General features: G+C 73.5%; 19 protein-coding genes. 11 read left to right on the forward strand and 8 right to left on the reverse strand.

The genetic code is table 11. The annotated features are described in order from the left end of the window. Positions 1 to 142: 142 nt before the first annotated feature. Positions 143 to 991: an SDR family NAD(P)-dependent oxidoreductase gene (locus tag AB0469_RS36910; protein WP_366455946.1), complete on the reverse strand. Its 849-nt coding sequence runs from the start codon at positions 989 to 991 to the stop codon at positions 143 to 145. Between the two features lie 101 nt (positions 992 to 1,092). Here AB0469_RS36910 and AB0469_RS36915 point away from each other — a divergent pair, with 101 nt between their 5' ends. Continuing rightward, complete coding sequence (locus tag AB0469_RS36915; protein ID WP_366455948.1) at positions 1,093 to 1,554, forward strand: MarR family transcriptional regulator; 462 nt, start codon at positions 1,093 to 1,095, stop codon at positions 1,552 to 1,554. A gap of 50 nt (positions 1,555 to 1,604) precedes the next feature. Here AB0469_RS36915 and AB0469_RS36920 read toward each other — a convergent pair whose 3' ends face one another. Together AB0469_RS36920 and AB0469_RS36925 are read right to left on the reverse strand one after the other, a co-directional pair. Next, entirely contained in the window at positions 1,605 to 2,483 is an 879-nt protein-coding gene (locus AB0469_RS36920) for an acyl-CoA thioesterase II (RefSeq protein WP_366455949.1), read from the reverse strand. Between the two features lie 6 nt (positions 2,484 to 2,489). Then, on the reverse strand, positions 2,490 to 3,647 hold the full coding sequence (locus tag AB0469_RS36925) for an acyl-CoA dehydrogenase family protein (protein WP_079427101.1): 1,158 nt from the start codon (positions 3,645 to 3,647) through the stop codon (positions 2,490 to 2,492). Positions 3,648 to 3,914: 267 nt separating this feature from the next. Between AB0469_RS36925 and AB0469_RS36930 the strand changes: the two genes are divergently transcribed. Both AB0469_RS36930 and AB0469_RS36935 read left to right on the forward strand, forming a co-directional pair. After that, positions 3,915 to 4,487 (forward strand): RNA polymerase sigma factor, encoded by a 573-nt coding sequence (locus tag AB0469_RS36930; RefSeq protein WP_366455950.1) that lies wholly within the window; start codon positions 3,915 to 3,917, stop codon positions 4,485 to 4,487. Then, positions 4,484 to 4,801 carry a hypothetical protein gene (locus tag AB0469_RS36935; RefSeq protein WP_366455951.1) on the forward strand — a complete coding sequence of 106 codons (318 nt, stop codon included), beginning with the start codon at positions 4,484 to 4,486 and terminating at the stop codon, positions 4,799 to 4,801. Before AB0469_RS36930 ends, AB0469_RS36935 begins: the two co-directional genes overlap by 4 nt. Before the next feature lie 15 nt (positions 4,802 to 4,816). On the opposite strand, the gene AB0469_RS36940 is transcribed toward AB0469_RS36935, so the two are convergent. Next, on the reverse strand, positions 4,817 to 6,694 hold the full coding sequence (locus AB0469_RS36940) for a PucR family transcriptional regulator (protein WP_366455952.1): 1,878 nt from the start codon (positions 6,692 to 6,694) through the stop codon (positions 4,817 to 4,819). Positions 6,695 to 6,810: 116 nt separating this feature from the next. Between AB0469_RS36940 and speB the strand changes: the two genes are divergently transcribed. The 3 genes from speB (at position 6,811) to AB0469_RS36955 (ending at position 13,443) form a co-directional block, all read left to right on the forward strand. Continuing rightward, the gene (gene speB, locus AB0469_RS36945; protein ID WP_366455953.1) at positions 6,811 to 7,779 is read left to right on the forward strand and encodes an agmatinase; all 969 of its coding nucleotides are present in this window, start codon (positions 6,811 to 6,813) and stop codon (positions 7,777 to 7,779) included. 56 nt (positions 7,780 to 7,835) lie between these two features. Continuing rightward, positions 7,836 to 9,524, forward strand: coding sequence for a thiamine pyrophosphate-binding protein (locus AB0469_RS36950; protein ID WP_366455955.1), 1,689 nt, complete (start codon positions 7,836 to 7,838; stop codon positions 9,522 to 9,524). Between the two features lie 130 nt (positions 9,525 to 9,654). Further along, positions 9,655 to 13,443, forward strand: a complete 3,789-nt coding sequence (locus AB0469_RS36955; RefSeq protein ID WP_366455956.1) for an ABC transporter ATP-binding protein — start codon at positions 9,655 to 9,657, stop codon at positions 13,441 to 13,443. Between the two features lie 29 nt (positions 13,444 to 13,472). Here AB0469_RS36955 and AB0469_RS36960 read toward each other — a convergent pair whose 3' ends face one another. After that, a complete protein-coding gene (locus AB0469_RS36960; protein WP_366455957.1) occupies positions 13,473 to 14,027 on the reverse strand; it encodes an EF-hand domain-containing protein in 555 nt (184 codons plus the stop codon). Between the two features lie 126 nt (positions 14,028 to 14,153). Here AB0469_RS36960 and AB0469_RS36965 point away from each other — a divergent pair, with 126 nt between their 5' ends. Continuing rightward, a complete protein-coding gene (locus AB0469_RS36965) occupies positions 14,154 to 14,555 on the forward strand; it encodes a hypothetical protein (RefSeq protein ID WP_366455958.1) in 402 nt (133 codons plus the stop codon). Positions 14,556 to 14,641: 86 nt separating this feature from the next. Beyond that, a complete protein-coding gene (locus AB0469_RS36970; RefSeq protein WP_366455959.1) occupies positions 14,642 to 16,114 on the forward strand; it encodes an aminopeptidase in 1,473 nt (490 codons plus the stop codon). 31 nt (positions 16,115 to 16,145) lie between these two features. On the opposite strand, the gene AB0469_RS36975 is transcribed toward AB0469_RS36970, so the two are convergent. Together AB0469_RS36975 and AB0469_RS36980 are read right to left on the reverse strand one after the other, a co-directional pair. Beyond that, a complete protein-coding gene (locus AB0469_RS36975) occupies positions 16,146 to 17,909 on the reverse strand; it encodes a glycoside hydrolase family 3 N-terminal domain-containing protein (protein ID WP_366455986.1) in 1,764 nt (587 codons plus the stop codon). Positions 17,910 to 17,964: 55 nt separating this feature from the next. Next, positions 17,965 to 18,924: a LysR substrate-binding domain-containing protein gene (locus tag AB0469_RS36980; protein WP_366455960.1), complete on the reverse strand. Its 960-nt coding sequence runs from the start codon at positions 18,922 to 18,924 to the stop codon at positions 17,965 to 17,967. A gap of 104 nt (positions 18,925 to 19,028) precedes the next feature. Here AB0469_RS36980 and AB0469_RS36985 point away from each other — a divergent pair, with 104 nt between their 5' ends. Then, positions 19,029 to 19,964 carry an EamA family transporter gene (locus AB0469_RS36985; protein WP_366455961.1) on the forward strand — a complete coding sequence of 312 codons (936 nt, stop codon included), beginning with the start codon at positions 19,029 to 19,031 and terminating at the stop codon, positions 19,962 to 19,964. Positions 19,965 to 20,087: 123 nt separating this feature from the next. On the opposite strand, the gene AB0469_RS36990 is transcribed toward AB0469_RS36985, so the two are convergent. Next, complete coding sequence (locus AB0469_RS36990; RefSeq protein ID WP_366455962.1) at positions 20,088 to 20,609, reverse strand: DUF937 domain-containing protein; 522 nt, start codon at positions 20,607 to 20,609, stop codon at positions 20,088 to 20,090. Between the two features lie 296 nt (positions 20,610 to 20,905). On the opposite strand from AB0469_RS36990, the gene AB0469_RS36995 reads away from it, so the two are divergent. Continuing rightward, positions 20,906 to 23,152, forward strand: coding sequence for an ATP-dependent RecD-like DNA helicase (locus tag AB0469_RS36995; protein ID WP_366455963.1), 2,247 nt, complete (start codon positions 20,906 to 20,908; stop codon positions 23,150 to 23,152). Positions 23,153 to 23,334: 182 nt separating this feature from the next. Further along, positions 23,335 to 24,624: a citrate synthase gene (locus tag AB0469_RS37000; protein ID WP_042820327.1), complete on the forward strand. Its 1,290-nt coding sequence runs from the start codon at positions 23,335 to 23,337 to the stop codon at positions 24,622 to 24,624. The last annotated feature ends 313 nt before the right edge of the window (positions 24,625 to 24,937 follow it).

Genomic DNA, 24,937 nt, shown 5'->3' on the forward strand with positions numbered 1-24,937 from the left:
AGCTACCTCGCAGGCCTCCACCTCCGCGCCGCCATGATCTGGATCAAGGACCTCACCCGAACCAGCCCTTGATCACGACCAAATACGCGCCCTAGCTGCTAGCCCGCCGGGTGCGAACGGGTCGCCGCGCGGCGGCGCCCGGTCAGGCGAGCCAGGACGAGGTCATGGACTGGACGGCCGAGCCGTCCAGGTCCGTCAGCTTCGTGGCGACGAACTGCCGCGCCCAGTCCGAGGTCTGCACCCGCAGCGGCATCCGCTCGGCGTCCAGCAGCTCCACGATCGGGGCCGCGGCCTGCGCGGGGGTCTGCGCACCCCCGTAGGACTTCCGCGTCCGCTCCACGTACGCCTGGAGCGTCGCCGTGTACGGTCCCGCCGTGGACAGGAGTTCCGTCACGTAGTCCAGCTGGCTCGCCACGAACTCGCTGGTCACGGCGCCCGGTTCGACGAGGGACACCTGGACCCCGACCGTGGCCGCGACCGGCGCCAGCGACTCCATGAACCCCTCGACGGCGAACTTGGCCGCGCAGTAGGCCTCGTTGAACGGCTGCCCGACCACTCCGCCGACGCTCGTCACGGTGATCACCCGGCCGCCCGAGGCGCGCAGGTGGGGGAGGGCCGCGCGGGTCAGCTCCACGACGCCGAAGTAGTTCACCTCCATCGAGGCCCGGACGGCGGTCATGCCGTTCTGCTCGACGGTGCCCACGAAGCCGGCCCCCGCGTTGTTGACGACGGCGTCCAGGCGGCCGTGTTCGGCGACCACCTCCGCCACGCAGGCCTCGACCGCGGCGGCGTCGGTCACGTCCAGCGGCTTGACCTGCACGAGCTCGGCCACTCCGGCCTCCCGGGCGGCTTCGAGCAGGGCTCCGGCCCGGCCGGTGTCCCGCATCGTGGCGACGGCGTGCCAGCCGGCCCGCGCCGCGGCGACGGCGGCGGCCAGGCCGATGCCGGTGGAGGTTCCGGTGATGAGGACGGTGCGGGTGTTGCCGGACATGAGGGCTCCCAGACGAGGGTCGATCGGATGCGATCATCAAGTGCGTGTGCACACACATTATATTTCCGTGCGCGTGCACGCAACCGGGGTACGCTGCCGGCATGGCGAAGAACAACCTCACCCTCGGCGACCTCAGCCCGCGCGACCACGCCTTCTACGGCCTGGTGTGGGCCGGATCCACGCTCAGCGCCCGCGTCGACCAGGCCCTCGCCCGCCGCCACGACCTCCCGCTGTCCTGGTTCGAGGTCATGCTCTGGCTCCAGGCCCAGCCGGAGCCGGTGGCCCCCTCCGACCTCGGGGCGATGACCCTGCTCAGCCGCAGCCAGGTCTCGCGCGTCGTCGACTCGCTCCAGGCCCGCGGGCTCGTCGAGCGGATACCCTCCCCGACCGACGCCCGCTCGGTCCGCATCGCCCTCACCGGGGCGGGCCGCCGCGCCTACGCCGAGGCCGACGCCACCCGCCGCGAGACCCTCGCCGAGGTCTTCGACGACCTGCTCGACGACGAGGACATCGCCGCCCTGGAAGCCGTCTGGGCCAAGCTCAAGGCCCGCCCGAAGGAGTAGGGAACGCGCGAGGCCCCCGGACCGGGTCCGGGGGCCTCGAAGGGCGGGGGTCAGGCGCGCGGTACGCGGACCACGCCCTCCTGGATCACCGTGACGGCCAGCCGGCCGTCCTGGGTCCAGATGCGGGCCTGGCCGAGGCCCCGGCCGCCGTGCGACGTCGGCGAGTCCTGGTCGTACAGGAGCCACTCGTCCGCCCGCAGCGGGCGGTGGAACCACATCGCGTGGTCCAGGGAGGCCCCGACCACGTCCCCCACGGCCCAGCCGCCGCGCCCGTGGGCGAGCAGCACCGAGTCCAGCAGGGTCATGTCCGAGACGTACGTGGCCAGGCACGTGTGCAGCAGCGGGTCGGCGCTGTCCAGCTTCCCGGCCGTGCGGAACCACACCTGCGAGCGCGGCTCCACCGGCTCGCCGATCGACCCCCACGGCGGCGTCGTCGCGTACCGCAGGTCCACCGCGCCGCGCGCCTCCAGCAGCCGCTCCACCGTGCCCGGGTCGCGGAACAGGTCCCGGTAGGCGGGCAGGGCCTCGGCGGCCGTCGGCAGGGTCTCCGGGTCGGGTGCGGGGGGCATCGTGACCTGGTGGTCGAGCCCCTCCTCGTACACCTGGAAGGAGGCCGACAGGTGGAAGATCGGCTGCCCGTGCTGCACGGCGACGACCCGCCGCGTGGTGAAGGAGCGCCCGTCGCGGATCCGGTCGACCGTGTAGACGATGGGCGCGCCCGGGTCACCCGTGCGCAGGAAGTACGAGTGCAGCGAGTGCGCCGTACGGTCCCCGGGCACGGTGCGGCCGGCCGCGACCAGTGCCTGGGCCGCGACCTGTCCGCCGAAGACGCGCGGGACCAGCGACGGGCGGCTGGTCCCGCGGAAGATGTTCTCCTCGATCTGCTCCAGGTCGAGCAGGTCGAGGAGACCGCTGAGCGACTCGTTCAACGGGACTTACAGACCCATCGACTTGGCGATGATCGACTTCATGATCTCGCTGGTGCCGCCGTAGATGCGGTTGACGCGGTTGTCCGCGTACAGGCGGGCGATCGGGTACTCGTTCATGTAGCCGTAGCCGCCGTGCAGCTGGAGGCAGCGGTCGATCACGCGGTGCGCGACCTCGGTGCAGAAGAGCTTCGCGGAGGCGGCCTCGGCCGGCGTCAGCTCGCCCGCGTCCAGGGCCTCCAGCGCGCGGTCGGCGACGGCCTGGGCGGCGTCCACCTCGGCCTGGCAGGCGGCCAGCTCGAACTTGGTGTTCTGGAAGTGCGCGACCGGCTTGCCGAAGACGGTGCGGTCGGTGACGTACTGCTGGGCGAACCGGACGGCCGCGGCGGCCTGGGCGTACGCGCCGAAGGCGATGCCCCAGCGCTCGGAGGCCAGGTTGTGGCCCAGGTAGTAGAAGCCCTTGCCCTCCTCGCCGAGCAGGTCCTCGACCGGCACCTTGACGTCGACGAAGGCCAGCTCGGCGGTGTCGGAGGTCTTCAGGCCCAGCTTGTCGAGCTTGCGGCCGATCGAGTAGCCCTCGGACTTGGTGTCCACGGCGAACAGGGAGATGCCGAAGCGGCGGTCGTCCTCGCTCGGGGCGGAGGTGCGGGCGCAGACGATCACGCGGTCGGCGTGGACGCCACCGGTGATGAAGGTCTTGGAGCCGTTGAGGACGTAGTGCGTGCCGTCCTCGGAGAGCTTGGCGGTGGTCTTCATGCCGGCGACGTCGGAGCCGGTGCCCGGCTCGGTCATCGCGAGGGCCCACATCTCCTCGCCGGAGACGAACTTCGGCAGGAAGCGCTTCTTCTGCTCGTCGGTGGCGAGCATCTTGATGTACGGCAGGGCGAGCAGCACGTGCACGCCGGAACCGCCGAAGTTCACGCCCGCGCGGGAGGTCTCTTCGTAGAGGACGGCCTCGAACTTGTGGGTGTCCAGGCCCGCGCCGCCGAACTCCTCGGGGACGTTGATGCCGAAGACGCCCAGCTCGCCGAGCTTGTAGTAGAAGTCGCGCGGCGCCTGGCCGGCCTGGAACCACTCGTCGTAGACGGGGACCACCTCGGCCTCGATGAAGGCGCGGAGGGTCTCGCGGAACGCCTCGTGGTCCTCGTTGAACACCGTACGGCGCACGGCCGGCTCCCTTCGTCGCGGCGGTCCGCCGCTTATGTCTAAGCGCTTGCTCATAGCTAAGTTACCGGCGGGTTGTCGATCCTGTCCAGACTCGGCCGCCCCGTGCCGAATCCTTTGCGGCGGCCCGCGCCTCTTATCCCCGTACCGCGACGGACGTCGGTACGGGAACCGACCTGGAGGTCGCCATGATCATCGCCATCGCCATCGCAGCGGGCGCGGTCCTGCTCTGCACGTGCGTGTTCGTCCTGAAGCGGGGGCGCGGCGCGCGTGGCTGACACCTCCTGGCCCGGCGAACAGCTGATCACCGAGGCCCAGCGCGGTGACACGGACTCGATCGCCGCGCTGGTCTCGGGCTCGCACCCGAACGTACGGCGCTTCGCCCGCTCCCTCTGCGCGACCCCGGAGGACGCCGAGGACGCGGCCCAGGAGGCCCTGATCATCCTCTACCGCAAGATCGGGATGCTCCGGGCCTCGGGCGCCCTGGCGTCGTGGATGTTCCGCATCGTCCGCAACGAGTGCCTGCGGCGCGCACGGGCCGTCGTCCGCGACCGGGAGCACCCGGCGGTCGCGGACACCGCCGCCGACTCGGCGGAGGACGAGGCGCTGCGCCGCTTCGAGGCGGGCCGGGTGGCGGCCGCGGTCGCGGCCCTGCCGGCCGACCAGCGGCGGGTGCTGATCATGCGGGACGTCCAGGGCCTCAGCGGCCGCATGGTCGCCGACGCGCTGGGCCTCACCACGGCGGCGATGAAGTCCCGCCTCCACCGGGCCCGCGCGACGGTCCGCAGCACGCTCCGCGCCACATCCGACACCGACACGGCTCCCGGAGGGGACGAACGATGACCGCGACGACGACCGCTACGACCACCGCGACGGAGGCCGCGACGAAGGCCGACGGCCGCCCCGACTTCGCGAGCGCGTCCCTGCCCCGGCACCTGGTGCGCGGCGCGCTGGGATTCGGCTCGCTGGCCCTGGCCGTCGTCCTCCTGCCGTACGCCTGGCCGGTCGGCCTGGCGCTCGTGCCGGCCGGCCTGCTCGCCCTGCGCGGGTGCCCGATGTGCTGGGCGATCGGGCTGGCGCAGACGATCTCCAGGGGCCGCCTCCAGCGGTCCTGCGAGGACGGGCGGTGCAGCCTGAACGTCGCCCGCCCGGCCTGACCCGGAGGGGGCGGCCTACGCCGGCCGCCCGGGCCCCGGCGCGGGTGCCGCCGCCCAGCGCAGGGCGAACCACAGCTCCATCCGGGTGTCCGCGTCGTCCAGGTCGGCGTCGCCGAGCAGGGCGGCGCAGCGGGCCGTGCGCTGGCGGACCGTGTTCCGGTGGACCCCCAGCGCCGCGGCCGTGCGGTCCCAGCTGCCGTGGTGGGACAGCCAGGCCCGCAGGGTCTCCCGGAGGGCGGGGGATAGGGGCGCGAGGAGGGCTTCGGCGTGGGCGCGGGCCTCGGCCTCGCCGACCAGGCCCGCGAAGCCGGGGTCGGTGTGGCGGGCCAGCGGGGTGCGGGACGCCTCGGCGCGGGACAGGGCCCGGCGGGCCTGGGCGTCGGCCGTGCGCAGCTCCGCCGGGCCGGCCGGGGCGCTGACCCCGAGCCGCCACCCCGGCTGCGGGCCGGGTTCCCGGTCGGTGAGGAGGCGTGCGCCGTCCCCGCGCGGGTCCAGCAGCACGGTGCCCAGCGCCGCCGCGAGGGTCCGCGGGTCCCCGCCGCCCCGGGCGTGGACGGCGTACCAGGGGCCCGGGGGGAGGGCCGCGGCCGGATCGCCGTCCAGCAGGAGACGGGTCAGCGCGACCGCCTCCGCGCCGGCCGGGCCGCTCGCGGTGAGCAGGGTCAGCAGGACGGCGGCGACCGAGGCGATGGTGTGGTCCCCGGGAGCCCGCCCCGGGGTGGCCAGGACCAGCACCTGGCCACCGCCGACCGCGTAGGCGGCCAGCTGGGTGCCGCCCAGGCTGTCGGTGGCGGTCGCGGCGCTCCCCGGCGCCACCCGCAGCGCCAGCGCACCCAGCGCCGCCCGCAGCTCCTCCCCGGGCTCAGCCCCGGCCGTGGCCCTGGCCGGGCGGAAGGCGGGGGACGCCGCGCCCGTGGCCGCCGCCCCCGGAAGGGGGCCGACGCCAGGACCCGGGCCTGCCAGCCCCGGCCCGGCCCCGACGGCAGGGCCGGAGCCCGCGCGTGCCGGACCGGGCGCGGTCCGCATCCCGGCGGCGGCAGCGGACGCGACGCGCGCCCCGGCGACCGTTCCCGCACCGGCGGTGGTGCCCGCAGGACCGGCCCCTGCACCCGCCGATCCGGGCCCGGGACGCGTTCCGGCGGCGGCCCCGGGTGAGCTGCCCGCAGCGGTGACCGTGCCCGTACCGGCCGCGGGGCTCGCCCCGGCGGCGCCCCCCGGGCCGGGGCCCGCGCCCGCCGGACCGGTTCCGGGCCCGGGGCGCACCCCGGTGCCGGGGCCCGGCGTGGCGCCGGCACCGGCGGCCGGGACCTTGCGGGTCCCCGGGCCCGCCCCGGCGGCGCCCACCGCCCCCGGCTCACCCTCCGGCCCCCACAGGGCCGCCCAGCCCCCCAGGGCCGTCGCCAGGCGGGACAGGACCGCCGCGACCGGGTCCGGGCGGGCGGCGGCCGCCGCCAGGGACTGCTGGGCCTCGGTGACGCGGCGGAGCTCACGGGTGCGGGCCTCCGCCATCAGCCGCCACACCGTGCGGGCGACCGCCGTGAACGGGGTTCCGGGCGGGACCTCCACCAGCGGGAGCCCGTACGCCCCGCAGGCCTCCGTCAGTCCGGACGGGACCGTCTCGTGGACCGGGGTCACCCCGAACCCGAGCCCGGCCACCCCCGCCCGCACCAGCCGTTCGACGTACGCGCCGCACTCCGCCCCCGCCAGCCCCGAGCCCGCCGTCAGCAGCAGCTCCCCGCCCAGCAGGTACGGCGACGGGTCGGCCATCTCCGAGGCGTGCACCCCGTGCACCTCCGCCTCGGCCGGGCCCGCCAGCCGGCGCAGCCCCAGCTCACGGTCGGCGAGCAGCGCCGCGAGGGCGACCGGCGCGGTGGGAGGGGCTTCCGCTGCCATGGACACTCCCTCCACATCTCAACGGTTCGGTGGATAGAACGTACACTTCGCGCCCCCTCCCCGCCCCCTTACGCTCGAAGGACCGCACCAGCAGGACCACCAGAAGGGCACCCCCCATGAGCACCGACCAGACGCCGCGCGGCCCCGTCGACTCCTCCCGGATCCCGCGCTACGCCGGTCCGGCGACCTTCGCCCGCCTGCCCCGCCTGGACGAGGTCGGCTCCGCCGACGTCGCCGTCGTCGGCGTACCCTTCGACTCCGGTGTCTCCTACCGCCCCGGCGCCCGCTTCGGCGGCAACGCCATCCGCGAGGCCTCGCGCCTGCTGCGCCCCTACAACCCGGCGCAGGACGCCTCCCCGTTCGCCCTCGCGCAGGTCGCCGACGCCGGCGACATCGCGGTGAACCCCTTCAACATCAACGAGGCCGTCGAGACGGTCGAGGCCGCCGCCGACGAGCTCCTCGGCAACGGCTCCCGCCTGATGACCCTCGGCGGCGACCACACCATCGCCCTGCCCCTGCTGCGCTCGGTCGCGAAGAAGCACGGCCCGGTCGCCCTGCTGCACTTCGACGCCCACCTGGACACCTGGGACACCTACTTCGGCGCCGAGTACACCCACGGCACGCCGTTCCGCCGCGCCGTCGAGGAGGGCATCCTCGACACCGAGGCCCTCTCCCACGTCGGCACCCGCGGTCCGCTGTACGGCAAGCAGGACCTGGACGACGACGCCAAGATGGGCTTCGGCATCGTGACCTCCGCCGACGTCTACCGCCGCGGCGCCGACGAGATCGCCGACCAGCTGCGCCAGCGCATCGGCGACCGCCCGCTGTACATCTCCATCGACATCGACGTCCTGGACCCGGCGCACGCGCCCGGCACCGGCACGCCGGAGGCGGGCGGCATGACCTCCCGCGAGCTGCTGGAGATCATCCGCGGCCTGTCGTCCTGCAACCTCGTTTCCGCCGACGTGGTCGAGGTCGCCCCGGCGTACGATCACGCCGAGATCACCTCGGTCGCGGCCTCGCACACCGCGTACGAGCTCACCACGATCATGAGCCGCCAGATCGCCGCCTCCAGGGCGAAGTAGGGCGAGACACGGCGGCCCGGCAGCGCAGCGCGACGGCACGAAGGGCACGCAAGCACGTGACGCACGACCACGACCTGGTTCTCCGCCCCACCGAGGCCCAGACGGCGGCCGCCCTGGCCCCGCCGCCGGGCCGCACGGGCGGGGACCTGGTCGTGGAGACGCTGCGGGGCCTCGGCGCGACGACCGTCTTCGGCCTGCCGGGGCAGCACGCGCTGGCCCTCTTCGACGCCGTCGGCCGCTCCGACCTGCGGCTCATCGGCCTGCGGACGGAGAACAACGCGGGGTTCGCCGCCGACGCCTACGGCCGCCTCACCGGCGAGGCGGTCCCGCTGCTGCTCTCCACGGGCCCCGGGGCGCTCATGTCCCTGCCGGCCCTCGCCGAGGCGGCGGCCGCCTCCGCCCCGGTCCTCGCCATCTCCTCCCAGGTCCCCTCCGCGGGCCTGGGCGGCGGGCGGCGCGGCCACCTGCACGAGCTGCGCGAGCAGTCCGCGTCCTTCCGGGACGTGGTGAAGTCGGTCCACACCGCCCGCACCCCCTCCCAGATCCCCTCGGTCGTCGCCGAGGCCTGGGAGTCGGCCCTCACGGCCCCGCACGGCCCCGTCTGGGTGGAGATCCCCGAGGACGTGCTCCGCGCGGAGACGGTGGTCCCCCAGGTCACGGGCATGGACGCGAGCCCGCACGAGCTCGCCCCGCGCCTGGAGCTGACCGCGCTGGCGGCGCACTGGCTGTCCCGGGCCTCCCGCCCGGTGATCATCGCGGGCGGCGGCGTGGTCCGCGCCGACGCGGCGGGCAAGCTCAGGCAGCTCGCCGAGCGCCTGGACGCCCCCGTGGTCACCACCTTCGGCGGCAAGGGCGCCTTCCCCTGGACCCACCCGCTCTCCCTCCAGTCCTGGCTGGAGGACCGCCACATGACGGACTTCCTGGAGGACGCCGACGTCCTCCTCGTCGTCGGCTCCGGCCTGGGCGAGCTGTCCTCGAACTACCACACCTTCTTCCCCACGGGCCGGGTCGTCCAGATCGAGGCCGACCTCGGCAAGCTGGAGTCCAACCACCCCGCGCTCGGCATCCACGCGGACGCCCGCCTGGCCCTCCAGGCCCTCCTGGAGACGGTCGAGCCCCGCGAGGACGTGGACGCCCCCGCCCGGGTCCGCGCGGTCCTCGCCGACATCGCAGCCCGCCTCGACGCCCAGGACCTCGGCCTCGAACAGGAGCTCCTGAGCTCCATCAGGTCCGCCCTGCCGGCCCGCTCCCCGTCCTTCTGGGACATGACGATCCTGTCCTACTGGGCCTGGTCGGCCTTCGACGCCAGGCACCCCAACACCATGCACTCGGCCCAGGGCGCCGGCGGCCTCGGCTACGCCTTCCCGGCGGCCCTCGGCGCGGCGGTCGCGGAGCCGGGCACCCCGGTCCTCGCGGTCTCCGGCGACGGCGGCGCGATGTACTCCGTCGCCGAACTCGCCACCGCGAAGCAGTACGACCTGGACGTCACCTGGCTGATCGTGGACGACGGCGGCTACGGCATCCTGCGCGAGTACATGACGGACGCCTTCGACGGCCGCACCACCGGCACCGAGCTCACCCGCCCCGACTTCGCCGCCCTGGCCCGGTCCTTCGGCGTCCCGGCCGCCACCACCACCCCGGCCGCCCTCCGCGAGGACCTCGCCGCCTCCCTCGCCACCCCCGGCCCCTCGGTCCTGGTCCTCCCCGCCACCCCGAGGATGTTCGCCCCGACGCACCTCGGCTAGCCCGTTCGGGCGCTCCCGGCGTGCGCCGGAGGCGCCGTGCGCGCATGTTCGCATTGTTGCGGCGGGATGAAATCCGCCGGTCGGAGCGTTGGGGGTGGCGGCAGGACAGGACCTACGGGGAGGCACCCACGTGACGGCGGCTGGGGAGAAACAGGGCTGGGGCAGGCGGCTGGCCGCCTACACCTGGCGGTACAAGCTCAACGTGCTGCTGGCGCTCGGCTCCTCGCTGGCCGGCATGGCCGTCATGGCGCTCGTACCGCTCGTCACCCGGGTCATCATCGACGACGTCATCGGGGACGGGACCAGGCCGATGGGGCCCTGGGCGGGCCTGCTCGTCGGCGCCGCCCTGCTGGTCTACGCGGCCACCTACGTGCGCCGGTACTACGGCGGCCGCCTCGCCCTCGACGTACAGCACGACCTGCGCACCGACATGTACGACACCATCGCCCGCCTCGACGGGCGGCGGCAGGACGAGCTGTCGACCGGACAGGTCGTCGGCCGTGCCACCAGCGACCTCCAGCTGATCCAGGGCCTGCTGTTCATGCTGCCCATGACCATCGGCAACTTCCTGCTCTTCGGCATATCCCTGGCCGTCATGGTGTGGCTGTCGCCGCTGCTGACGGTGGTCGCGCTGCTGATGGCCCCCGCGCTGTGGTTCATCGCCAAGCGCAGCCGCAGGAAGCTCTTCCCCGCCACCTGGTACGCCCAGGGCCAGGCCGCCGCCGTCGCCACCGTCGTCGACGGGGCCGTGACCGGTGTGCGCGTGGTCAAGGGCTTCGGGCAGGAGGAGCAGGAGACCGGCAAGCTCCGCGAGGCCGGCCGCCGGCTCTTCGGCGGGCGGATGCGCGCCATCCGGCTGAACTCCCGCTACACCCCCGCCCTCCAGGCCGTCCCCGCGCTCGGCCAGGTCGCCATGCTGGCCCTCGGCGGCTGGCTGGCCACCAACGGGCACATCACCCTGGGCACCTTCGTCGCCTTCTCCACCTACCTCGCCCAGCTGGTCGGCCCCGTCCGCATGCTCGCCATGGTGCTCACCGTCGGCCAGCAGGCCCGGGCCGGCGTGGAACGGGTCTTCGAGCTCATCGACACCGAGCCGGTGATCCGCGAGGGGACGCGGGAACTGCCCGCCGACGCGCCCGCCACCGTCGCGTTCGAGGACGTCCGCTTCGGCTACGACCCCGAGCGGCCCGTCCTCGACGGCTTCTCGCTCGCCCTCCGGGAGGGCGAGACGGTCGCCGTCGTCGGGGCGTCCGGCTCGGGCAAGTCCACCGTCTCGCTGCTCCTGCCGCGCTTCTACGACGCCGACCGCGGCACCGTCCGCGTCGGCGGCCACGACGTGCGCGAGCTGACGTACGACTCCCTGCGCGCCGCCATCGGGCTCGTGCCCGAGGACTCCTTCCTCTTCTCCGACACCATCCGGGCCAACATCGCCTACGGGCGTCCCGGCGCCACCGACGAGGAGATACGCGCGGCCGCCCGCGCGGCCCAAGCGGAATCGTTTGTTCAGGCGCTGCCGGCCGGCTACGACACCAAGGTCGGCGAACAGGGCCTGACCCTCTCCGGCGGCCAGCGCCAGCGCATCGCGCTCGCCCGCGCCCTGCTGACCGACCCCCGGCTCCTCCTCCTCGACGACGCCACCTCCGCCGTCGACGCCCGCGTCGAGCACGAGATCCACGAGGCGCTGCGCGCCGTGATGGCCGGCCGCACCACCCTGCTGATCGCGCACCGCCGCTCCACCCTCGCCCTCGCCGACCGGATCGCCGTCCTCGACGGCGGCCGGCTCGCCGACATCGGCACGCACGAGGAGCTGGAGGTCCGCTCCGCCCTCTACCGCCGCCTGCTGACCGACCCCGAGGCCCTGGGCGCCGGCTCCCCGCGCATCCCCGACGCCCCCTCCATGGCCGAGTTCGAGCGGGACATCGACGGAGACCTCGAACGGGACATCGAGCTGGAGGCCGAGATCGACTCCGAGCCGGTGAACGCCAAGCGGCGCGTCGCCGACGGGGTCACCCCCGAGCTGTGGCGCCGCGAGGAGGAGACGAGCGCACCCGGGACCGCGTCCGGGATGCCGGGCGCCACCCCCGAACTGCTCGCGCAGGTCGCCGCCCTGCCGCCGACCGACGACCGGCCGCAGGTGGACGAGGACCGGGCCGCGGCCGCCGAGGAGAGCTACGGCCTGCGCCGGCTGCTCCACGGCTTCTGGGCCCCCCTCGCCGTCAGCCTCGCCCTCGTCGCCCTCGACGCCGGCGCGGGCCTGCTGCTGCCGGTCCTGATCCGGCACGGCATCGACCAGGGCGTGGAGAAGGCCGCCCTGGGCGCGGTGTGGGCCGCCGCGGGACTGGCCCTGGTCGTCGTCATCGCCCAGTGGGCCGCGCAGTTCGCCGAGACCCGGATGACCGGGCGCACCGGCGAGCGCATCCTCTACGCCCTGCGCGTCAAGATCTTCGCCCAGCTCCAGCGCCTCGGCCTGGACTACTACGAGCGCGAGCTCACCGGCAAGATCATGACCCGGATGACCACCGACGTGGACTCCCTGTCCAGCTTCCTGCAGACCGGGCTGGTCACCGCCGTCGTCTCCGTCCTGACCTTCTTCGGCATCCTGGTCGCCCTGCTCGTCCTCGACCTCGAACTCGCGCTGATCGTCTTCGCCACCCTGCCGGTGCTGGTCCTCGCCACGATCGTCTTCCGCCGCAAGTCGGTCGCCGCGTACGAGCTCGCCCGCGACCGGGTCAGCCTGGTCAACGCCGACCTCCAGGAGTCGGTGGCCGGGCTGCGCCTGGTCCAGGCCTTCCGCCGCCAGCGCTCCGGCGCCGAGCGCTTCGCCGGGCGCAGCGACTCCTACCGGCAGGCCCGGGTGCGGGGCCAGTGGCTGATATCGGTCTACTTCCCCTTCGTCCAGCTGCTGTCCTCGGGCGCGGCGGCGGCCGTGCTGATCGTCGGCGCGGGCCGGGTGGAGGCCGCCACCCTGACCACCGGCGCGCTGGTGGCGTACCTGCTCTACATCGACCTGTTCTTCGCCCCGGTCCAGCAGCTCTCCCAGGTCTTCGACGGCTACCAGCAGGCCACCGTCTCCCTCGGCCGCATCCAGGACCTGCTGCGCGAGCCCACCACCACCCCGCCCCCGGCCGCGCCCCGCGAGGTGCACGCCCTGCGCGGCGAGATCGCCTTCGAGGACGTGCGCTTCGCGTACGCCACCGCGGAGGAGCGCGGCGAGAACGGAGAGGCACTGGGCGGCATCAGCCTGCGGATACCCGCCGGTCAGACCGTCGCCTTCGTCGGCGAGACCGGCGCCGGGAAGTCCACCCTGGTCAAGATGGTGGCCCGGTTCTACGACCCGACCTCCGGCCGGGTCACCGCCGACGGCACCGACCTGCGGGACCTGGACCTGACGGCGTACCGCCACCGGCTGGGGGTCGTCCCCCAGGAGTCGTACCTCTTCCCGGGGACGGTCCGCGACGCCATCGCCTACGGGCGGCCGGGGGCGAGCGACGCCGAGGTGGAGGCGGCCGCCCGCGCGGTCGGCGCCCACGACATGGTCGCCACCCTCGACGGCGGCTACCTGCACACCGTCACCGAGCGCGGCCGCAACCTCTCCGCGGGCCAGCGCCAGCTGATCGCGCTGGCCCGCGCCGAGCTCGTCGACCCCGACGTGCTGCTGCTCGACGAGGCCACCGCCGCCCTCGACCTGGCCACCGAGGCGCAGGTCAACCAGGCCACCGACCGGCTCGCGGGCAAGCGCACGACCCTGGTGGTGGCCCACCGGCTGACCACCGCCGCCCGCGCCGACCGGGTGGTGGTCATGGAGCGCGGCCGGGTCGTCGAGGACGGCAGCCACGCCGAACTGCTCGCCCGGGGAGGCCGCTACGCCGTGCTGTGGCGGACCTTCGTCGGCGAGGACGAGCCGGCGGCCGCCGCGTAGCGGAGTTCTCCAGGAGTGCGCCCCGGGTCTCAGAGCTCGCCGAAGAGCAGGTTGCCCGGGGCGTCCTCGTCCTCACCCGTGTAGTACTCGCGCACCGCGTCGAGGAGCTCGTCGACCGACAGGTACCCGTCGTGGTTCCTGTCGATCCGCTCGAAGAGGGCGTCCGCGTCGGCGGGCTCCAGCCGGGTGTCGAAGGCCAGCTGGGCCTTGTGGAACTCCTCGGGGCTGATGTGGCCGTCCCCGTTGGTGTCGACGACGGTGAGGATCGCCTTCATCATCGGCCGGAACGACTTCTCGTACGCCGGGCCGCCGTCCTTGTAGAGGCGGGTCATCCCGTCCCGGTACTGCCCGGGCGTCAGCTTCTGGTCCCCGCCCACGCCCAGCTCGCTGAAGAGGTCCACCCAGAAGTCGGTGAGCCCGCGGAACACCTCGGCCGCCCTGGGGGAGTCGGCGGGCTCGGCCAGCGCCGTCAGCAGCCGGGAGCCGAGCGCGATCATGTCCTTCTCGTCGATCACGCCGTTGTCGTCGGCGTCCAGGTGCGCGAACGCGCGCTCCAGCTTCCGGTCGAGCAGGTCGGTGGTCATGGGCGGACGCCTTTCACGGTGACGGTGGGCATGCGGTCGATCGCCCAGAGTAGTGCAACCTTCCGGTGGCCCAGCGCGTCGTACGTACGTCAGTACGGGTCGCGTACGACCGATCGGGGGGTCAGGGTGTCTCAGGGGTGGAAGGCGCGGGGGCGGGGCGCGTCGCTCGCCACGGTCTTGGCGGCGCTGTGGCTGGCCGCCGGCGGGGTGTTCGCGGCGGCCCCCCGGGCGGCGGCCGCCACCGGCGGCTGCGCGGGCGATCTGGTCAGGACGATGCCCCTGCCGGACGCCGAGGTGCGCGTGTACAAGAGCCGGACGCAGGTCTGCGCGGTGACCGTCGCCCTGCATCCCGGGGAGCGCCGCTACCTCGCGGTGAGCGTTCAGCCGCGCGGCGGGGTCCCCGTCGGCGATGCGGGGCAATTCACCCGCTACGCGGGCCCCGTCACCGTCGGCGCGATCAGCCGGTGCGTGTACGTGAAGGGGGCCGTGGCGGCCGGATCCGTGGAGTCCGGCTGGATCCTGTGCTGACGCAGCGGCCCAACCGGTACTGTTCACGGGCGTGTTGACCCCGCTAGGTTCACGGCGACCACCAGTGGACTGAATGGGGAGAGTGCATGCGCAAGACCCTTGGCCGGCTGCTGCCGCTCGCGGTGCTCATCGGCACCATCGGCTCGGCCGGTCTCACGGCGCAGGCGGCCACCGCCGCAGAGCCGTCCGCCGCCGTGCCGACCACCGCCGGGCAGGGCGCCACCGCGGACATCAAGGACCGGATCCTCGCCATCCCGGGCATGAGCCTGATCGAGGAGAAGCCCTACCCCGGCTACCGGTTCTTCGTGCTGAACTACGAGCAGCCGATCGACCACCGGCAGCCGTCGAAGGGCACCTTCAAGCAGCGCATCACCCTGCTGCACAAGGACGAGTCCCGGCCGACCGTGTTCTACACCTCCGGCTACAACGTCAACACGAACCCGCGCCGCGCCGAGCCGACGACCATAGTCGACGGCAACCAGGTGTCCATGGAGTATCGATTCTTCAACCCGTCCCGCCCCGACCCGGCGGACTGGTCGAAGCTGGACATCTGGCAGGCCGCCAGCGACCAGCACCGCATCTTCACCGCCCTGAAGAAGATCTACACCAAGAACTGGCTGGCCACCGGAGCCAGCAAGGGCGGGATGACGGCGACGTACTTCGAGCGCTTCTACCCCCGCGACATGGACGGCGTCGTCGCCTACGTCGCGCCCAACGACGTGGTCAACAAGGAGGACTCGGCCTACGACCGGTTCTTCACCAAGGTCGGCACCAAGGAGTGCCGCGACAAGCTGGCGGCCGTCCAGCGCGAGGCCCTCGTCCGCCGCGAGCCGCTGGAGGCCAAGTACAAGGACGCCGCCGCCGCCAACGGCTGGACCTTCAACACCATCGGCAGCCTGGACAAGGCCTTCGAGGCCGTCGTCCTCGACTACACCTGGGCCTTCTGGCAGTACAGCCTGCTCTCCGACTGCGGCACCCTGCCGGACGCGAAGACCGCGACCGACCAGCAGATCTGGGACAGCGTCGACACCATCTCCGGCCTCTCGGCCTACACCGACCAGGGCCTGGAGACCTACACGCCGTACTACTACCAGGCCGGCACCCAGCTCGGCTCGCCCGACATCAAGCAGCCCTGGCTGAAGGGCCTGAGCCGCTACGGCTACCAGCCGCCGCGCGACTTCGTGCCCCGGGACATCCCCATGGCCTTCCAGCCGGGGGCCATGGCGGACGTGGACACCTGGGTGCGCAACAACGCCCACCAGATGCTGTTCGTGTACGGGCAGAACGACCCGTGGGGCGCCGAGCCCTTCCACATCGGGTACGGGGCGACCGACAGCTACGTGATGATCGCACCGGGCGCCAACCACGGGGCCAACGTCTCCAAGCTCCAGGACGGCGAGAAGGCCCTGGCCACCGCCCGGATCCTCCAGTGGGCCGGAGTGGCCCCCGCCGCCAACGCGTTCAGCACGCAGAAGGCCGCACCGCAGGCGGCCCCGCTGGCCAAGCCGGACCCGCAGCTCGACCGGACCGACCTGCGCCGCGACTCCCTGCGGCCGTAGCGGCCCCCGCCGGGCCGCGGGCCGGGGTACGTCAGTACGCCAGTCCGTGGCCCAGCGGGTAGCGGCCCGGTACGGGCACCGGCAGGCGGCCGGCCGGCCGCCGCGCCCCCGTCAGCACCCGGGCCGCGGCCTGCAGTTCCACGTCCGTCCAGCCGTACGTCGCCACCTCGGCCGCGCATTCCGGCAGCCGCGCCGGGTCGTAGGGGTTGCGGACCGCCACCAGCACCACCGGGACGCCCGTCGCGATCAGGTCCGCCACCAGCGTCCGCTGCGGACCGGCCCCCTCCGGGACGTTGTACGTGCACACCAGCACCGCCGCGTGGCCCGGCGCGGCCGCCACGGCCCGCTCCGGGACCAGTGCCTGCGCCCGGCAGCCCAGGGCCGTCAGCTCCCGCGCCAGGACCGTCGTGGGCGGTCCCGTCGTCCCCGTGGGGGAGGCCGGATCCGCGCCGGTCACCAGCAGCCGGGGACCGGCCGACGCGTCCAGGGGGAGCAGCCCGCGCGGGTTGGCCAGCAGGGTGGTCGTCCCGGCCGCGACCGCGTCGGCCGCCTCCAGGTGCTCCCCGGTGCCCACCACCGCGTCCACCCGCTCCTCGTCGGCGTACGGGTCGTCGAACAGGCCCCGGCGGGCCTTGACCTCCAGGATCCGCAGCACCGACTCCTCGACCCGCTCCCGCGTCAGCTCGCCCGACCCGACCGCCGCCAGCACGCTGCGGTACGCCAGCCCCAGGTCGGGCGCGTTCAGCAGCTGGTCGCAGCCCGCCTTGAGGGCCAGCACCGGCACCCGGTCGTCCCCGTACTTCTGGCGGACCCCGGCCATGTCGAGGGCGTCGGTCACCACCACCCCCCGGAAGCCCAGGCGTTCGCGCAGGATGCCGGTCACGATCGGCCGCGAGAGGGTCGCCGGATCCCCCGAGGGATCGAGCGCGGGGAAGACGATGTGCGCCGTCATCACCACGTCCGCGCCCGCCCGGACCGCGGCCCGGAAGGGGGGCTCGTCCAGCTCCTCCCACTGGGCGCGGCTGTGCCGCATCACCGGCAGCCCGACGTGGCTGTCGGTCTCGGTGTCCCCGTGCCCCGGGAAGTGCTTCGCGGTCGCGGCCACCCCCGCCCCCTGGTAGCCGCGCACCTGGGCGGACGCCAGCTCCGCCACCGCCCGCGGGTCGGAGCCGAAGGAGCGGACACCGATCACCGGGTTGGCCGGGTTCACGTTCACGTCGGCCACCGGCGCGTAGTCCTGCCGGATGCCCAGCGCGGCCAGCTCCGAGCCCGCCACCCGGGCCGCCCGGCGGGCGTCGGCGGGGGAGCCGCCCGCGCCGAGCGCCATCGCCCCCGGGAACAGGGTCGCGGGGCGGCCGATCCGGGCGACCGCCCCGTGCTCCTGGTCCACGGAGAGCAGCAGCGGGATCCCGGCCCCGGAGCCGGCCGCGGCCCGCTGGAGGCCGTTGGAGAGGGCGGCGATCTGCCGCGGGGAGCGGGTGTTGTGCGCCCAGGCGAAGTAGACGACGCCGCCGAGGTGGTAGCGGGCCACCAGTTCGGCGGCGGTCCGCACCCCGAACTGGGCCCGGTTCAGCTCCGCGTCCGCCGGGTCGGGATCGGTCGCCGAGTGCCCGTAGGCCCGGGAGACGAACAGCTGTCCCACCAGCTCGGGCAGGCCCATCGAGGCCACCAGGGCGCGCAGCCGCTCCCGGTCCGGGCGGCCGCCCGGGGGGCTTTCGGGGGAGCGGGGGTCGTCGGGGGTGCGGCGGGAGCCCACGGCGGAGGAGGCGGCGCCGGCGGCCGTGGCGGCGGCCATGGCCGCGGCGGCGAGCAGGGACCGGCGGGAGGCGTGGTACGGCACCCCCGGGACCCTACTCCCGGACCGCGCCCCGCGTCCCCGGGACACCCGCGGCGTCCCCCGGAAGCAGGCCGGACACGGCCGGCCAGTGCTCCCTGAGGGTGCGCACGGTCTCGGTGATGGCCGGCCGGCGGGAGGCGCCCGTCCGCCACAGGGCGTACAACCGGCGTACGGGGACCGGCTCCAGGGGGACGGCCACCGCGCCGGGCGGCAGCGGGCCCGTGCCCAGCCGGGGCACGATCGCGATCCCGAGCCCGGCCGCGACCAGCGCGACGATGGTGTGGTTCTCCTCGGCCATGTGCGCCACGTCCGGCTCGAACCCGGCCGTGCGCAGGGTCCGCATCAGCCAGTCGTGGCAGACCCGCCCCGGCGGCTGGCAGACCCACCGCTGGCCGCCCAGGTCCGACCGGCGGAGCTGGCGCCGGGCGGTGAAGGGGTGCCCCGCGGGGACCACCAGGTCGCAGCGGTCGTCGCCGATCAGCGCGTGCTCCACGCCCTCGGGGGCGGGCAGCGGGGCGATGTCCCAGTCGTGGGCCACCGCCAGGTCGGTGACGCCCCGGGCCACCAGGTCCACCGAGAGGTGCGGGTCCACCTCCGTGAGGCGTACGTCCAGTGCCGGATGGCGGGCGGCGAGGTCGGCCAGGACCCCCGGCAGCAGTCCGCGCGCCGCCGAGGCGAAGGCGGCCACCGTCAGCAGCCCGCCGGGCAGGCCGCGCCGCTCCTCCAGGGTGGTCTCGGCCCGCTCGACGATGGCCAGCAACTCCCGGGCCGTCTCGGCCAGGTGGCGGGCCTCCTCGGTGAGGGCCACCCCGCGCCCGCGCCGCTCCAGCAGGGTGGTGCGGGTCTCCCGCTCCAGCTTGCCGATCTGCTGCGAGACGGCGGAGGGGGTGTAGCCGAGGGCGGCGGCCGCGGCGGCGACGGAGCCGTGGACGGAGACGGCGTGCAGGGCGCGCAGCCGGGGCAGGTCGAGCATCCGCCCATCGTAGGGGCACGGGACGGGAACCGTAAGCAGTGCTTCATCCGTACCGGAAGAGATCCGCGCTGGTGCTACATCGTCGGGGCGCCGATGCTCGGAGCATGCGTCCCGTACACACCGCTCTCGCCGTACTCGTCGCCGCCGTCTGGGGGTTCAACTTCGTCGTCATCCAGATCGGGCTCGGCCACTTCCCGCCGCTGCTGCTGTCCGCCCTGCGCTTCCTCGTCGCCGCGCTGCCCGCCGTGTTCTTCGTGGGGCGGCCCAAGGTCGCCTGGAAGTGGATCGTGGGGGTCGGGGCCGCCCTGGGCATCGCCAAGTTCGGGCTGCTGTTCACGGGCATGGCCGCCGGGATGCCGGCCGGACTGTCCTCGCTGGTGCTCCAGATCCAGGCCGTGTTCACCGCCGTCCTCGCCGCCGCCGTGCTGCGCGAGCGGCCCGGGCGGGTGCGGATGCTGGGCATGGCCGTGGCGCTGGCCGGGATCGCGGTCGCCGCCGTGGAGCGGGGCCTGTCCGGCCCGGCGACCGGGTTCACGCTCGTCGTGGCGGCCGCCGCCTGCTGGGGCGTGTCCAACGTGCTGACCCGCAAGGCCGCCCCGCCCGACGCGCTGAACTTCATGGTGTGGGTGTGCACGGTCCCGGTGGTGCCGCTGCTCGTGCTGTCGCTGCTGACGGAGGGGCCCGAGCGGGACCTGGCCGCGCTGCGGGCCCTGGACTGGTCCGGGGTGGCCGTCATCGGCTACGTCGCCTGGGTGTCCACGGTGTTCGGCTTCGGCGCCTGGGGCCATCTGCTGCGCCGCTACCCGGCCTCCGCGGTCGCGCCGTTCTCCCTGCTGGTACCGGTGTTCGGGATGTCCTCGGCCGCGCTGGTGCTCGGGGAGTCGGTCTCGGGGCTGCGCTGGCTGGCGGCCGTGCTGCTGGTCGGCGGGGTGGGCCTGACCTCGCTGGCGCCGGCGGCCGGGAAGCGGGGTGCGCCGGCCGCCGGAGGCGCCCGCACGGCTGCCGCCGCCGGTCCCGGTCCGGTGGGGGCGGCCCGCTAGGGCCTGTCGTCGAACTCCCGTCCGCCCCGCGACGCCTGGCACGCGCTCCGTGCGCCGCGGGGCCGCCCTCCGGGCGACGACGGGACTTCGACGACAGGCCCTGGGGGCCCCACCGGGCCGCCGCTACTTCTTGCCGCCGCCGAGGACCTGGCCCAGCAGGTCGCCGAGGCCGCCGCCCTCCGCGGGGGCGGCGCCCGGGGCCGGGGCGCCCGCGGGTGCACCCGCACCCTTGCCGGCGGAGGCGCGCTTGGCGAAGACGGCCAGCAGGACGGGGACCAGCATCTCGATGACCCGGGCGACCGTCGGGGCGGGGATGCCCGTCTTCTTCGAGACCGCACTGGCCACCGGCCCGCTCACCTTGCCGAGCACCCCCGCCATCATCCCGCCGCCGAGCAGGCCGCCGAGGCCGCCGCCCAGGGTGGCCACGCCCTGGAGCGGAGGCTGGGACACCTCCTCGAAGGCCTGGCGGACCTCGTCGTCGCCGCCGTCGGCCTTCTCCCGGAGACCGCCGGTCATGCCGCTGACGGTCGTCGAGACCACGTCCTCGGCACCGGCCCGGTCGGTGCCGAGCAGACCGGCGATCTCCTGGAGCCGGTCGTCACCGAGCTCGCGCATCACGTCGTCCTGGAAGGAAGATTCGCTCATGCCCGGAACGCTACGTGTGCGGTGGTTCATCGGCATCTCAGAGCGACCTCCGGAGCACCGTCGGTAATGGAAAGGTAAAGCTGTGATTCCGCATGCAACCCTTCGGGCCGCACGCGGGTCGTACGGTGCGTCGGGACTTCCGGGAGGGGATCCGGGGGGATCGGGAAGTCCGACGAGGGAGGGGTAACCGTGAGGGGGTCCGGCCGCGAGGCCGGACCCCCTTTCGTTCGTCCACGAGGTCTTTCGTTCGTCCACAAGGTCGGCCCGCTGTCGGCGCGGGACGGTAGCTTCGTGCCATGGCGAACAACGGGGCGGGGCAGTCGGCGGTGGTCGAGGGGGTGCTGGAGCGCATCACCTACGCCAACGAGGAGAGCGGCTACACGGTCGCCCGGGTCGACACGGGCCGGGGCGCCGGCGATCTGCTGACCGTCGTCGGCTCGCTGCTGGGCGCCCAGCCCGGCGAGTCCCTGCGCATGGAGGGCCGCTGGGGCTCGCACCCGCAGTACGGAAGGCAGTTCAGCGTCGAGAACTACACGACGGTCCTGCCCGCCACCATCCAGGGCATCCGGCGCTACCTGGGCTCCGGCCTGATCAAGGGCATCGGGCCGAGGATCGCCGACCGGATCGTGGAGCACTTCGGGACCGACACCCTCGACGTCATCGAGGCCGAGCCGAAGCGGCTGATCGAGGTGCCGGGCCTGGGCCCCAAGCGGACGAAGCTGATCGGCGCCGCCTGGGAGGAGCAGAAGGCCATCAAGGAGGTGATGGTCTTCCTCCAGGGCGTCGGGGTCTCCACCTCCATCGCCGTCCGCATCTACAAGAAGTACGGGGACGCCTCCATCTCGGTGGTGCGCAACCAGCCGTACCGGCTCGCCGCCGACGTCTGGGGCATCGGCTTCCTCACCGCCGACCGCATCGCCCAGTCCGTCGGGATCCCGCACGACAGCCCCGAGCGGGTCAAGGCCGGGCTCCAGTACGCCCTGTCCCAGTCCGCCGACCAGGGCCACTGCTTCCTCCCCCAGGAGCGCCTCATCTCCGACGGGGTGAAGCTGCTCCAGGTGGACACCGGGCTGGTCATCGAGTGCCTGGCCGAACTCGCCGCCGATCCGGAAGGGGTCGTGCGGGAGTCCGTGCCCGACCCCCAGGGCGGACCGGACCCCCTCACCGCCGTGTACCTGGTCCCCTTCCACCGGGCCGAGCTGTCGCTGGCGGGCCAGGTCCGCCGGCTGCTGAACACCGAGGAGGACCGGATGCCCGGCTTCCGGGACGTGGACTGGGAGAAGGCCCTGGGCTGGCTCGCGGCCCGGACCGGGGCCGCCCTCGCCCCCGAGCAGCGGGACGCGGTCCGGCTCGCCCTGACCCGCAAGGTCGCCGTCCTCACCGGCGGCCCGGGGTGCGGGAAGTCCTTCACCGTGCGCTCCATCGTGGAGCTGGCCCGGGCCAAGAAGGCCAAGGTGGTCCTCGCCGCCCCCACCGGCCGGGCGGCGAAGCGGCTGTCCGAGCTCACCGGCGCCGAGGCCTCCACCGTGCACCGGCTGCTGGAGCTGAAACCGGGCGGGGACGCCGCCTACGACCGGGACCGGCCGCTGGACGCCGACCTGGTCGTGGTCGACGAGGCCTCGATGCTGGACCTGCTGCTCGCCAACAAACTGGTCAAGGCGGTGGCCCCCGGGGCGCACCTGCTGCTGGTCGGCGATGTGGACCAGCTCCCCTCCGTCGGCGCCGGCGAGGTGCTGCGGGACCTGCTCGCCGAGGGCGGGCCGGTGCCCGCCGTCCGGCTGACCCGGATCTTCCGGCAGGCCCAGCAGTCGGGCGTGGTCACCAACGCCCACCGCATCAACACCGGGGTCCCGCCCCTCACCGACGGCCTGCCGGACTTCTTCCTCTTCCCCGAGGAGGACACGGAGGCGGCGGGGGTGCTCGCGGTGGACGTGGCCGCCCGCCGGATCCCCGCCAGATTCGGACTCGACCCGCGCCGCGACATCCAGGTGCTGGCGCCCATGCACCGGGGGCCGGCCGGCGCGGGCAACCTGAACGGCCTGCTCCAGCAGGCCATCACTCCGGCCAGGCCGGACCTGCCCGAGAAGCGGTTCGGCGGCCGGGTCTTCCGCGTGGGTGACAAAGTCACGCAAATCAGGAACAACTATGAGAAGGGCGCCAATGGTGTCTTCAACGGCACCGTGGGCGTGGTGACCGCTATCGACCCGGACGAGCAGCGCTTGACGGTCCGTACGGAGGAGGACGAGGAGGTGGGGTACGAGTTCGCGGAGCTGGACGAGCTGGCGCACGCCTACGCCGTCACCATCCACCGCTCGCAGGGGAGTGAGTATCCGGCGGTCGTGATCCCGGTCACGACCGGAGCTTGGATGATGCTCCAGCGGAACCTGCTCTACACCGCTGTGACCAGGGCGAAGAAACTCGTCGTCCTGGTCGGGTCGCGCAAGGCCCTCGGACAGGCCGTGCGGACCGTTTCCGCAGGCAGGAGGTTCACGGCGGTGGCGGCCAGGCTCGCCGGACGGATACCGGTGGGAAACATCACCTAGATGATCGATCATTTGGGTTCCCACAAGCGGCACGCGCAGGGCAGGATGTGCAGGTTGACGGCACTCAGTGCCGTCAAAAAGACCAAAGGCCGACCCCGAGTGCACTCTCCTGCGCCAAATGGGGGAAGGTAGAGGCAGTCAGGGCACCTCGAAGAAGAGGCACTACGTCGGTGAGGGATGACGTGAGCGACAACTCTGTAGTACTCCGGTACGCGGACGGCGAATACACCTACCCGGTGATCGAAAGCACCGTCGGTGACCAGGGCTTCGACATCTCGAAGCTGAGGGCCCAGACCGGGCTCGTCACGCTGGACAGCGGCTACGGCAACACCGCCGCGTACAAGTCCGCGATTACCTACCTCGACGGTGAGCAGGGCATCCTGCGCTACCGCGGCTACCCGATCGAGCAGCTGGCGGAGCGCTCGACCTTCATCGAGGTCGCCTACCTCCTGATCAACGGTGAGCTGCCGACCGTCGACCAGCTCGCGTCCTTCCGCAACGAGATCACCCAGCACACCCTGCTGCACGAGGACGTCAAGCGGTTCTACGACGGCTTCCCGCGCGACGCCCACCCGATGGCCATGCTGTCCTCGGTCGTCAGCGCGCTGTCCACCTTCTACCAGGACAGCCACAACCCGTTCGACGAGAAGCAGCGCCACCTCTCGACGATCCGCCTGCTGGCCAAGCTCCCGACGATCGCTGCCTACGCGTACAAGAAGTCGGTCGGCCACCCCGTGGTCTACCCGCGTAACGACCTCGGCTACGTCGAGAACTTCCTGCGCATGACCTTCTCCGTGCCGGCCCAGGAGTACGAGCTCGACCCGGTCGTGGTCTCGGCGCTCGACAAGCTGCTGATCCTGCACGCGGACCACGAGCAGAACTGCTCGACCTCCACCGTCCGCCTGGTCGGCTCCTCGCAGGCGAACATGTTCGCCTCGATCTCCGCCGGCATCTCGGCCCTGTGGGGCCCGCTGCACGGTGGCGCCAACCAGTCCGTCCTGGAGATGCTCGAGGGCATCAAGAAGGACGGCGGCGACGTCGACGCCTTCATCCGCAAGGTGAAGAACAAGGAGGACGGCGTCCGCCTGATGGGCTTCGGGCACCGCGTCTACAAGAGCTTCGACCCCCGGGCGAAGATCATCAAGGCCGCGGCGCACGACGTCCTCTCGGCGCTCGGCAAGAGCGACGAGCTGCTGGACATCGCGCTCAAGCTGGAGGAGCACGCGCTCGCCGACGAGTACTTCGTCTCGCGCAACCTCTACCCGAACGTGGACTTCTACACCGGTCTCATCTACCGGGCCATGGGCTTCCCGACCGAGATGTTCACCGTGCTGTTCGCGCTCGGCCGCCTGCCCGGCTGGATCGCCCAGTGGCACGAGATGATCAAGGAGCCCGGCTCCCGCATCGGCCGCCCGCGCCAGATCTACACCGGCGAGGTCCTGCGCGACTTCGTCCCGGTCGAGGCCCGCTGAATCTGAGCCCCCAGGGCCCGGACACGCGAAAAGCGCCCCGCCGTCGATCCCCCCACGGGTCGACGGGCGGGGCGCTTCCCTTTCCCCGGCGGCGGATTCCCCCCACGGGACCCGCGCCGGGGCGTCGGTGTGCTGCCGGGACCCGTTCGGGTCGGGAGGGCCGCTCAAGGCTTCCCGAGGGCACGCGTCCCGGCCGGCGAATGCCGCGGACGTCCCCCAAGACCTCCGTGAAACATCCCCCAAGATGTTTCTGGCATCGCCCCATTAGACCCGGGACGACCCCGGATGGTTACGTTGTCATCACTGTGATCTG

Source organism: Streptomyces sp. NPDC093801, assembly GCF_040701585.1.
GTDB lineage: Bacteria > Actinomycetota > Actinomycetes > Streptomycetales > Streptomycetaceae > Streptomyces.

Excerpts from the sequence above, each read along its gene's own strand:
- AB0469_RS36910 (WP_366455946.1), bottom strand. The coding sequence starts at position 991 with ATGTCCGGCAACACCCGCACCGTCCTCATCACCGGAACCTCCACCGGC.
- AB0469_RS36915 (WP_366455948.1), top strand. The coding sequence starts at position 1,093 with ATGGCGAAGAACAACCTCACCCTCGGCGACCTCAGCCCGCGCGACCAC.
- AB0469_RS36935 (WP_366455951.1), top strand. The coding sequence starts at position 4,484 with ATGACCGCGACGACGACCGCTACGACCACCGCGACGGAGGCCGCGACG.
- AB0469_RS36940 (WP_366455952.1), bottom strand. The coding sequence starts at position 6,694 with ATGGCAGCGGAAGCCCCTCCCACCGCGCCGGTCGCCCTCGCGGCGCTG.
- speB (WP_366455953.1), top strand. The coding sequence starts at position 6,811 with ATGAGCACCGACCAGACGCCGCGCGGCCCCGTCGACTCCTCCCGGATC.
- AB0469_RS36960 (WP_366455957.1), bottom strand. The coding sequence starts at position 14,027 with ATGACCACCGACCTGCTCGACCGGAAGCTGGAGCGCGCGTTCGCGCAC.
- AB0469_RS36970 (WP_366455959.1), top strand. The coding sequence starts at position 14,642 with ATGCGCAAGACCCTTGGCCGGCTGCTGCCGCTCGCGGTGCTCATCGGC.
- AB0469_RS36975 (WP_366455986.1), bottom strand. The coding sequence starts at position 17,909 with ATGGCCGCCGCCACGGCCGCCGGCGCCGCCTCCTCCGCCGTGGGCTCC.
- AB0469_RS36980 (WP_366455960.1), bottom strand. The coding sequence starts at position 18,924 with ATGCTCGACCTGCCCCGGCTGCGCGCCCTGCACGCCGTCTCCGTCCAC.
- AB0469_RS36985 (WP_366455961.1), top strand. The coding sequence starts at position 19,029 with ATGCGTCCCGTACACACCGCTCTCGCCGTACTCGTCGCCGCCGTCTGG.
- AB0469_RS36990 (WP_366455962.1), bottom strand. The coding sequence starts at position 20,609 with ATGAGCGAATCTTCCTTCCAGGACGACGTGATGCGCGAGCTCGGTGAC.
- AB0469_RS36995 (WP_366455963.1), top strand. The coding sequence starts at position 20,906 with ATGGCGAACAACGGGGCGGGGCAGTCGGCGGTGGTCGAGGGGGTGCTG.